Source organism: Actinoplanes cyaneus (assembly GCF_016862095.1).
GTDB lineage: Bacteria > Actinomycetota > Actinomycetes > Mycobacteriales > Micromonosporaceae > Actinoplanes > Actinoplanes cyaneus.
Genome location: NZ_BOMH01000110.1, coordinates 1 through 9,813, shown reverse-complemented (window position 1 = coordinate 9,813; position 9,813 = coordinate 1). Strand labels below are relative to the sequence as shown.

11 protein-coding genes and 1 pseudogene are annotated in these 9,813 nt (G+C 67.9%); 6 read left to right on the top strand and 6 right to left on the bottom strand.

Features of this window, described 5'->3' with window-relative positions:
• Window positions 1-421, top strand: a pseudogene (locus Acy02nite_RS45525) (S8 family serine peptidase); the annotation flags it as partial.
• Between the two features lie 51 nt (window positions 422-472).
• A complete protein-coding gene (locus tag Acy02nite_RS45520) occupies window positions 473-727 on the top strand; it encodes a hypothetical protein (RefSeq protein ID WP_203756355.1) in 255 nt (84 codons plus the stop codon).
• A 236-nt stretch (window positions 728-963) separates the two neighbouring features.
• Here Acy02nite_RS45520 and Acy02nite_RS45515 read toward each other — a convergent pair whose 3' ends face one another.
• Both Acy02nite_RS45515 and Acy02nite_RS45510 read right to left on the bottom strand, forming a co-directional pair.
• Window positions 964-1,560: a DUF998 domain-containing protein gene (locus Acy02nite_RS45515; RefSeq protein ID WP_239175893.1), complete on the bottom strand. Its 597-nt coding sequence runs from the start codon at window positions 1,558-1,560 to the stop codon at window positions 964-966.
• Between the two features lie 160 nt (window positions 1,561-1,720).
• Window positions 1,721-2,209, bottom strand: coding sequence for a MarR family winged helix-turn-helix transcriptional regulator (locus Acy02nite_RS45510; RefSeq protein WP_239175891.1), 489 nt, complete (start codon window positions 2,207-2,209; stop codon window positions 1,721-1,723).
• A gap of 211 nt (window positions 2,210-2,420) precedes the next feature.
• Here Acy02nite_RS45510 and Acy02nite_RS45505 point away from each other — a divergent pair, with 211 nt between their 5' ends.
• Together Acy02nite_RS45505 and Acy02nite_RS47860 are read left to right on the top strand one after the other, a co-directional pair.
• On the top strand, window positions 2,421-3,566 hold the full coding sequence (locus Acy02nite_RS45505; protein WP_203756339.1) for an FAD-dependent oxidoreductase: 1,146 nt from the start codon (window positions 2,421-2,423) through the stop codon (window positions 3,564-3,566).
• A 143-nt stretch (window positions 3,567-3,709) separates the two neighbouring features.
• A complete protein-coding gene (locus Acy02nite_RS47860) occupies window positions 3,710-3,997 on the top strand; it encodes a hypothetical protein (protein ID WP_203756337.1) in 288 nt (95 codons plus the stop codon).
• Between the two features lie 176 nt (window positions 3,998-4,173).
• On the opposite strand, the gene Acy02nite_RS45495 is transcribed toward Acy02nite_RS47860, so the two are convergent.
• Window positions 4,174-4,968: a MerR family transcriptional regulator gene (locus Acy02nite_RS45495; RefSeq protein WP_203756335.1), complete on the bottom strand. Its 795-nt coding sequence runs from the start codon at window positions 4,966-4,968 to the stop codon at window positions 4,174-4,176.
• 78 nt (window positions 4,969-5,046) lie between these two features.
• On the opposite strand from Acy02nite_RS45495, the gene Acy02nite_RS45490 reads away from it, so the two are divergent.
• Together Acy02nite_RS45490 and Acy02nite_RS45485 are read left to right on the top strand one after the other, a co-directional pair.
• Window positions 5,047-5,406: a nuclear transport factor 2 family protein gene (locus tag Acy02nite_RS45490; protein ID WP_203756333.1), complete on the top strand. Its 360-nt coding sequence runs from the start codon at window positions 5,047-5,049 to the stop codon at window positions 5,404-5,406.
• Between the two features lie 41 nt (window positions 5,407-5,447).
• On the top strand, window positions 5,448-6,236 hold the full coding sequence (locus Acy02nite_RS45485) for an SDR family oxidoreductase (protein WP_203756330.1): 789 nt from the start codon (window positions 5,448-5,450) through the stop codon (window positions 6,234-6,236).
• Between the two features lie 409 nt (window positions 6,237-6,645).
• Here Acy02nite_RS45485 and Acy02nite_RS45480 read toward each other — a convergent pair whose 3' ends face one another.
• The 3 genes from Acy02nite_RS45480 to Acy02nite_RS45470 all read right to left on the bottom strand — a co-directional run.
• The gene (locus Acy02nite_RS45480; protein ID WP_239175890.1) at window positions 6,646-8,028 is read right to left on the bottom strand and encodes a non-reducing end alpha-L-arabinofuranosidase family hydrolase; all 1,383 of its coding nucleotides are present in this window, start codon (window positions 8,026-8,028) and stop codon (window positions 6,646-6,648) included.
• Between the two features lie 262 nt (window positions 8,029-8,290).
• Window positions 8,291-8,728, bottom strand: a complete 438-nt coding sequence (locus tag Acy02nite_RS47440; protein ID WP_264653466.1) for an EAL domain-containing protein — start codon at window positions 8,726-8,728, stop codon at window positions 8,291-8,293.
• Between the two features lie 196 nt (window positions 8,729-8,924).
• Window positions 8,925-9,813 (bottom strand): class I SAM-dependent methyltransferase (locus Acy02nite_RS45470; protein ID WP_203756317.1); only part of this gene is annotated, 889 nt, incomplete at its 5' end.

The following is a 9,813-nucleotide window of genomic DNA, read 5'->3' as shown; positions in this document are numbered from 1 at the left end:
TCGTCCTTTAGGGCGAGGAGGATGTCAAACCACCGGATCGCTGGTCCTCACCGGCGCCCGGCACCGGGTGCGGCTCACCGTCGCGGCCCGGCCGTGGGGTCTCACACCGCGGCCCTACGACGACACCGGCCTCGAGTTCGGCCGGGTCGGTGGGCTCGGGCAGGGCCTCCTGGAGCCGGGCTTCACCGGGCCGCTGGCCGCACGTACCACCGGGTACACCCCGGTGACCTGGGCGGGCAAGCAGCTGCGCACGACCGTGACCGGCGGCTCCTTCGCCCCTGGTGGCGTCGGGACGCAGGGCACCCGGATCGTGGTGCCGAGCGGAACGGCGGGCCTGATCGTGCAGACCGCCTCGGACGACCCGAACAAGAACCTCGACCTGTACCTCTACAAGGACGGCAAACTCATCGAGCGGAGCTAGGCGTTCTGGCACAGCAACGAGCGGATCGCGCGGTTCTTCCCGGAGCCGGGCGTGTACATGGCGTACGTGCACGCGCAGTCGACGGACACCGCTGACGTGCCCTACCGGCTCGGCGTGACGGCGGTCGCGGCCGACGGCAACCGCCGCAACGCGACGATCACCGCACCGCCGGAGGTCACCCGTGGCGGGTCGGGCCAGGTCACCCTCAACCCGGTCGGCCCGCAACCGGACCAGGAGCAATGGGCCTACACCGAGTTCCGCACCGGCCGCACGGTCGTGCCGGGGCTGCTGATCAGCTCGCGCTGATCAGCGACCGCCGCGGGTGGTGGAGATCCACCGCCCGCGGCGCGACCCGAGCCGGTCCGCCACTGCACGGGTCCGGACGGTACCGGCGGCCAGTACCGCGTGCTGGCCGCCGCGCCACTTGCGTCCCCGCTTCGCCGAAGCCTGCCTCGCCGGCCGCGGTGAGCCGCTGAAGGACCAGTCGAAGGTCGACGCCGGCGGGATCCAGGACTGCGAATCCTGGATGTGATGTCCGGAGCTCAGCGGGCGGCGCAGTGGGGATCGGACCGGCTGGAAAGCACCGCGACCAGTGGCCAGCACGCCTGCGCGCCGGCGGCCAAGCGTTCCGTCAGTCCCACTCGACCACCGCTGCCCAGAGTTCCACCGAACCAAGCAACCAAGCCGAGCAACGCCACCGCCGCAGCGACGGACACGACCGGTCGGAGCGCCGCCGGACTGTGACCACCTCGGCGCCAGGCCAGCGCCGGCCACACCGCGAGGGCCACGAACGCCACCGCAGCGGCCACCGTGTGCGCCGGCGCGGCCCCCGCCACCGGAAGCGGGAACACCGCCACCAAGACCGTCGCCAGGCCACCAAGACCGAGCACGACCCGGCCCGCTGGAGCTGCCCGGGACAGCCCGAGCGCGGTCACGCCATGGCAGACCCCGACGCCGAGCAGTGCCACGGTCATCAGCCAGCGGTCGGTGGCATCCTGCGCCGCCAGAGAGCTGATCGTCGCCACCGTACTGTCGTAGCCTTCCGGCTGCCGCTGCGCCGCCAGGGTCCATCCGCCGATCAGCACGGCAGGCGCCGCCGCCGAGGACAGCAACGCCCACCAAGGCGTAGACCAGCGCATGATCACATCATGCCGGAACCACGTCCCCAGATGGCGGCCATGTTCCTCCCACCAACAATCCGTCACACTGTGCGGTCAGAGTCGAGTTGGGGTTCATCGGCGCCGGTAGGGGCAGTTCGGCGCTGTAACGGATGGTGCCTGCCCTGCCGTGTGCTTGTGGTCAGGGGAGTTGCTGCGAGGCGGCGTCCGTTGGGTGCCCAGTCGGTTCAGGCTGCGTCATGGCGTCGCGCGCGTAGGCCTCCACCAGTGCGCGCAAGCGGTCGGTGGCCGAGAGTAGCAGGTCCAGGTCCTTGGCCGTGAACTCGGCCAGCGCGGCGTTGAGCTGTTTTGCCAGGGGTTCGAAGAACGCGTCTGCGGCCTCGTTTATCGCCTTCGTGGATCGCAGCGTGACGATGCGGCGGTCGGTGTGCTCTCGCGTCCGGTCGATGAAGCCTGCTGTCTCCAGGCGAGCGAGCAGGATCGAGGTCGCACCGGGTGAGAGGCCGATGCGCTCTGCCAGACGTGCCGGGGTGAGAGGTCGGCCGGCATCTTCGTGCTCGATGATCTGCACGACAGCCGCGGCGTCGGTGACGTGCATGCCCTTGGTGCGCGCGAACAGCCGGAGCAGCTCGCTCTGCGCGGCTCCGAACGCCGTCAGGCCGTCCAGCACGCGCTCGTGCTGCGATGGCGGTCGCGGGGGTCCGTCCATGGTCATGTCCTCCGGTGGCGCGGCACTCGTGAGGATAGTTTAGCCGCAAAATATTTTGGGTCATGCGGTCTTGCCCAAAAGTAGTTTTGTAGCATAATTGTTTTGCGGCAAGAGGGAATCTGGGCTCGCTCGCGGCCATCTCTGTCACGTCTATCAGGGAGATCGAACAGCTATGAAACCCATCGTGATCATCGGAGCGGGCCTCGCTGGCCTTACGCTCGCGCGTGTCTTGCACCTCAACGACATTCCCGTGGTGCTCTACGAGGGTGAGGGGTCGTTGAACGCCCGCACGCAGGGCGGTCAGCTCGACATTCACGACTTCAACGGCCAGGTCGCGCTCGCACGGTGCCGACTGACGGACGAGTTCCACTCCATCGTTAACCTGGGCGCCGAGGCCATGCGGTTCCTCGACCCCGACGGTCACGTCGTCGGCGAGATCCCGGACGACGGCAAGCTGACCAACCCTGAGGTGCTGCGGGGAGAACTGCGCCGCATCCTCGTCGAGTCCCTGCCTGAGGGGACCATCCGCTGGGACCACAAGATCGCATCGATCCACGCCACCGGCGACGCCCACACCGTCGTGTTCGCCAACGGCGACTCGGTCGACGCGGACGTGCTCGTCGGCGCCGACGGCGCGTGGTCCCGGGTGCGGGCCTATCTCAACGGGGCGGCCCCGGAGTACACCGGCACCCTGTGGGCAGAGACGTTCCTGCACGACGTCGAAGCCCGCCATCGAGACGGTGCGGAGATTGTCGGCCGTGGCGCGATGCTCGCGATGCAGCCCGGCCGCGGCATCTTCGGGCACCGCGAAGCCAACGACATCATCCACGTCTACGCCGTCATGAAGAAACCGCTCCCCTGGGCGGAAACCATCGACCTCGCCGACCGGGAGCAGGCATTGCAGGTTATCGCCGCCCAACTCGGGGACGGGTGGGCACCGGAACTGACCGAGCTGATCACCGGCGGGGACACCGACCCCGTCGTCCGTCCCATCTGGGGCCTCCCGCTCGGGCACACCTGGGACCGCAGGCCCGGCGTGATGCTCGTCGGCGACGCCGCGCACCTGACCCCGCCCGATGGCGACGGCGCGAACTGGGCGCTCTTCGACGGCGCAGAACTCGGCACCCTCATCGCCGAGAACCCGGACGACATCGACGCCGCGTTCGACGCCTTCGCCGAGAGAATGCTGCCGCGCAGCGCCGAATCCTCCGAGGAGGGCTACCAGTCCTTCGAGCGCACCTTCGGCTACAACGCGCCTGTCAACCTGCGGAACATGATGGACGGCGTCAAGACCTACGGACGCGAATATCAGGAGTAGCTCAGCCGCCACTCTGGCCGAATTCGTCCGCACGACCAGCCTGCCATCCACCTGAGGTTCGCAGCAGGTTCGGCAGAGGTGCCGCCCTCATTGGTCAAGATCATGTGAGAAGGGTGCTTCTACGCGAGCACGGTGGCAACAGCATGCACCCGGTCGCGCCCCAGTTCATCGCGACGATGATCCAGGCCGCGCTCGACGCCGGCTACCACGTCGTGCTGGAAGGCATCCTCGACGCCGGCCGGCGCGGCCTGACCCCGCTGTTCTGGACCCATGTCGCCCCGTACGGCGAGGTCAAGCTCGACATGACAAGTCGCCTCGCGCTCGGCCGACACGAATGGGGCGGCGATGTTCGAGCCGGACGCTCGCCCATCCCGTCGCGGGACTGTGCCACGCGTTACGGACCCCAGTCGGGCACACCTCACGCCCGGTGATCGTCTTCTTGAACCGCTCGCGGACACCACGGCCACAGCCGGGGCAGTCCAGCCTGACAAACCCATCTGTCCCTCCTGCGGCACAGGTCTACTGGACCGTGCTGATGCGCGCCGCCCGAATGACGTAGTTACCGCCACGGCGTCGGCCAGGACGGCGATCTACTGTCTACGCGCCTTCATGTCACGCGGAACACCGGCCACCCGATCTCCGTGCGCCAGGCGCCCGGATCGCTCGCATCCCGGGGCCCCACGCGGTAAACCTCTCGCACGGGTCCAGCCACCGACATCGCGTTCTCCACGACCCACGCACCGAGCTTGCCGTAGGTGACGTCGACGCCCTCGTGCTCGCCGACGTGGGTGGTCACCGCCAGTTCCGCGGCGGGCAGGGTCACGGCGTGCACCCGTCCGGTGCGCGGCGGGGTAAAGGTCGGCAGATAGACCAGCACCCGACCGCGGCCCTGCTCGAACAGGGAGTTGTCGTAGTTACCCCCCGGCGGCCCGGTCACACTCGCGCCCACGGCCGCTTCCAGCTCGGCCATCGCGCCGGCGAACCATGCCTCGACGTCGGCGTGGCCGACCACGGCCTCAATCGCCGCGACCTCGCGCGCGGGTTCGGCGCGCAGCTCGACCTCGATCGGCGCGGGGTCGGGCTGCAGGAGGCGGCGCAGCGAGGTGACCGCGGCCCGGGTGCGAGAAAGCTCGGCCTCCAAGCGCCGCAGGTGACCCGCGACCAGGGTCGACCGGACGCCGGGGTCCGGGGTCCGCAGGATCCGCTGCACGTCACTCAAGGGGACGTCGAGCTCGCGGAGCCGGTTGATGACCTGCGCGGTCGGTATCTGCTCGACGGAGTAGTAGCGGTAGCCGGTCGCCCCGTCCACAACGGCCGGCTCGAGCAGCTCCCCCTCGTGGTAACGGCGCAGGGTCCGCACGCTCAAGTGGGTCAACCGCGAAAACTCCCCGATCGTCAGCACCCCCTCAGTCTGGACCCTCCCCCAGGGGGAGGGTCCAGCACTTGACCCTCCGGCCCCGCGAGGCCGCACGGTGACGACATGACACACAACGACCTTCGCTCCGACCTCCTTCCGGCCACCGTCCGCGACTTCCTCGCGGCCAGCACCGTGCACGACGCCGACACGGCCTCGTCGTTCCTCGTCGACGACGTCGTGATCGTCGACCAGAACGAGATCTTCCGGGGCCGCGACGAGGTGCACGCGTTCCTGCGCGACGCCGGCACCGAATTCGAGTACACCACCGAGCAGATCGGCGCCCGCCGCGTCGACGACGACCACTGGGCGGTGACCCTGCGCCTCGAGGGCACCTTCCCCGGCGGCGTCGCCGACCTGGACTACCGCTTCACCCTCCGCGGCAACCTCGTGGCCGAGCTCGTCATCGCCAACCACGAGGCCTGAGCCCGACCGCACACCACCCATCCGTCAGAAGGAAGAGGAAAATGTCCAGCAAAGAACGTGACCGCCTCGACGGCCGCCACGCGCTCGTTACGGGCGGGTCGAAGGGTTCGGGCAAGGCTGTCGTCACCCGCCTGCGGGAGATGGGCGCCGACGTGTGGACCACGGCCCGGACGATGCCTGACGGGTACGACCGCCCCGACCGGTTCATCGAGGCGGACACGTCGACCGTCGAGGGCGCGCAGCTCGTGGCGGACCGCATCGCCGAGGCCGTCGGTGCGCTCGACATTCTCGTGCACGTCGTCGGGGGCGCCTCGACGCCGTCCGGTGGTTTCGCAGTCATCACCGAAGAGCAGTGGCTGACCGAACTGAACCTGAACTTCCTGGGTGCGGTGCGGCTCGACCGGGCCCTCCTGCCGGCGATGGCCGGGGCCGGGTCGGGTGTGGTGCTGCACTTCACCTCGATCCAGCGGGAACTACCGCAGTACGACGCGTCGCTGGCGTACGCGGCGGCGAAGGCGGCGCTGCGCACGTACAGCAAGGGCCTCGCCAACGAGCTCGCACCCCGCGGTGTGCGGGTCAACGCGATCAGCCCCGGCGGCATCGAGACCGAGGCCTACGAGCGGTTCGTGGACCGGATCGCCGAGGGCAACGGGCTCACCCGCGAAGCCGCCAAGCAGACGATCTACGACTCCCTGGGCGGGGTTCCCCTGGGGCGGTTCGCCCAGCCCGAGGAGATCGCCGACCTGGTCGGGTTCCTGGTGTCGGACCGCGCCTCGGCCATCGTGGGCGCCGAGTACGTCGTCGACGGCGGCACGGTCCCGACCGTGTGAGCCAACGACGGGGCGGCCCCAAGAAGATCGTGGCCGCCCCGCCCGTGGTCGGGATTGTCCTCACCCCTCTACTCGCCGGGGGTGGTCGAGCGCAGCCTCGCTTGGCTGACCGCCAACCGACGACTGGCCCGAGACAACGGACGTGAGCCGCGGTCCTCCGAGGCGCTGATTCGCTGGGCGGCGAACAGCACGATGATCCGACCACAGTCGGTCCCCGCCACGCGCCACGCCCAGAAGGCCCTACGCGCGCGAAAGGGCCTCGCAAACACTCACCCAGCATCCCTGGCCACGCGGTGGTGCGATGAGCCTCGGAAATCTGACATCATCGGCACGAAGCTCCTAGAACGTGGGTCGAAAGGCAGGCCTGGTTCCACCAGGCCTGCCTTTCGTTGTCTCACCTGATGGGGGATCAGCGGCGGAGGGTCAGCAGACCGGGCCGGTACGGCAGTAGGCCGTAGTCACCGCTCGAGTTCGTGGCGCGGCCCTGGTACAGCAGCTGCAGGTTGCACGCATCGATGGTGTTCGTCTGATCCGCGCTGGTGCGTAGCAGTTCGCCGTGGCTGATGTCGTTGGTCCAGGTGGCTCCGCTGTTGGCCTTGCCCGCGAACGGGTTGTTGTAGGTCGCCGCGTTCGGGGTCCAGGCGCCGCTGAGGCTGGTCGCCGTGAACGAGCGGAAGTAGCGCTCCCAGGAACTGGTCCTGGCCTCGACGATCATTAGGTACTGCTCGCGGCCCTGCACCTTGTAGACCTGCGGCGCCTCGAACAGGTTTTCCGAGGTGTCGCTCATGATCGTCGTATAGTTGGAGCCGAAGCTGCCCGGGAAGTTCCCGATCGGCATGATCTGGCGGTAGATCTTGCCGTTGTCGCCGGCGAAGAACAGGTACATGTTCTGGCTGTCACCGATGATCGTCTGGTCGATCACGCCGGTGCCGGAGCCGGTGATCGTCGCGGTCGACAAGGGCTGCGGGGCCGACCAGCCGTTGGCATTGGCCGGGTTGGTCGACGTGCGGTACGAGAACGACGTCGGACCCCACTGGTGGGCAAGGACCCAGATGTTCTTCGGCGCGAAGTAGAACAGCGACGGCGCGACGGCGCCTTGGCTCATGGCGTTCTGGCTGGCCGAGCCGAGCTGGTTGATGTTGTCGACGAGACCGAAGTTCATCGAACCCCAACCGCCGGTGGCGCTGCTGCTGTGGGTGGTGGCGTACACCAGCTGTTTGCCCTGGTAGGGGGCGATGCTGAAGTCCTTGAGTGACGCCCAGCCGGACTTCGGCTGCGCCAGTGGGCCGGTCGACGACCAACGGTAGGACGTGGGCAGTGCACAGGAGGCTGGCTGGCTCGACGACGGCTGCGAGCTCGGGGAGACCGACGGCTCCGAGGAGGGGGTGGTCGGCTGCCCGGTGCATGCCACGCCGTTGAGGGCGAAGTCGGACGGGATGGGGTTGCTGTTGCCCGACGAGCCGTTGAAGCCGAACGACACCTCGCCGTTCGTGCCGATGGAGCCGTTGTAGCTGACGTTCTTGGCCGTGACGGAGGACCCGTTCTGGGTCAGCGAGGTGTTCCACGACTGGGTCACGGTCTGCCCGGCGCCGTATGTCCAGGTCAGCGTCCAGCTGCTCAGCGCGTCACCGAGGTTCTTGATGGATACGTTGGCGCCGAATCCGCCCTGCCACTGCGAGGCGATGGTGTAGTTGACCGAACAGCCTGCCGCGGCGGCGCTGGCCGGCATCGTGACCGCGAGCGCAGCCGATCCCAGCAGCGTGGCACTGGCCGAGGCCAAAGCGGCATTCATTCGTCTGGATCTGTTCACAGACTCTCTCCTGAGCGAAGGCGGTGGCTCTCAGCCCTGAGCAGATCATATTGTTAGCGCTAACAAACGTTACTCGCATGTTACGGGAGCGCTCCCATGTCCGCAACGCTAAGGTCAGGTGTATCGATATGTCGTGGCTGTGCCAGGCATCTTCCGGCTAGATCCCCCAACAACGAAGCACCCAGATGAAGCACACGACACCGACGCAGGGTCCGTACCGTGATCGGTGTTTCCGGCTCTTCAATCAGCAGGTTTCGGCGGCCGGCCAGCGGTCACCGAAGGTGATGGCGAAGGCGTTCAGCACGGGCTTCCAGTGCATCGTCCATCGGGCGCGGCCGGCCTCGGTTTCGATCCCTTCGGCCACCGCTTGCAACCCGAAGGCGTGAGCCATGTGGGCCACCGCGTCGGCGATCGCGTCCGAGCCTCTGTCGGGAACGGAGGAACGGTCCAGCTTGATCTGATGCACGGGGCAGGCGGTGAGCAGGCTGAGCGTGGACGCGCCGGTGCCGAAGTCGTCGAGGGACAGTCGCACGCCCATGGCCCGCAGGTTCTGGAGATTGTCGTGGGTGGCGCCACCGCCAACCGCAACCGATTCGGTGATCTCAACGGTCAACCGGTGCGGTGAGAGACCGCTGTCGTGCAGCGCCGCGGCCACCACTGCGGGGAAGTCGACTTCACGCAGCTGCCGGGCTCCATTCGCTGGTCAGGGCTGGTCAGCGCGTACGAAACCGCCGCTTGTCATCGCTGATGCCTGAACGGTCGATGAGTGCCTGCCTCGAGGTCAGCCGCGTACAACGGTCAGCCAGGCCGGTCGACACCGCAGCCCGATCAAGGAACGCCTTGCGGATCGATCGTGCGCCCGGAGCGGCTCGGCTGCTCTATTCGTCAGCCAATTGGAAGTGCCAGAGGACCACGGCGGGTGTTCCGGTCCAGGCGGCGCTGAACGCAGCCGGCGTGATGGCGAGCAGAGACCACGGCCAGACATCCCACGCATGAGTCGTGATGTCGTCCGCCATGGGGTCCTGCTCGTGCATGGTCTGCTGACCGGGCTCCTCGCAGCGTCGCAGGTGCAGGCCCAGCGGCAGGGCGGCGTTGAGGTAGTCACTGGCACGGTGCCGGTATGACGGAATGAGCTGCGGCTCGCCAGCGGCCGAACGGATATGGGGCACCGAGCCCAACGCCACCATTTCATGGTGGACGTCGGTGATGATCAGATGGCCGCCGGGGCGCAACACGCGGGCGAGTTCCGCGAAGGCGGGGCGCAGGTCGCGAAGATGCGCCAGCGCGAGACCACACACGGCGATGTCGACATGGTTATCGGGCAACGGTAATTCATGCAGTTGCCCCTCCCGGAATTCTGCTGCCGGAACGCGTTTACGAGCGTAGGTGAGCATCTCGGGTGAGCTGTCCACGCCAATGACGCGATGGCCTCGTCTCGCGAGGTACTGGGCATGTCGTCCGGTGCCGCAGGCTGCGTCGAGAGCCGTGCCCACCGGCAGGGCGTCGATGACGTCGTGCACGAATGCTTCTTCGAATCCGAACAGTCCGTTGCCCGGCTGGTCGTATGTCGCCGACCAGATACGGTAGCCGGCGACCGTGTCCACCGCCATGGCCGTAACACCTTCGCCGGCTAGCTCGGGGCTGTCCAACAGCCGGCGTATCTCCGCGATCCGAGCCTCCCCGAACTCACGGCTGTGATCACCGGCGAACGTTCGAAGCAGGGCGACGCCCTCGAGCCCGAGCAGGTAGTGCAGAGGATGTTGATAG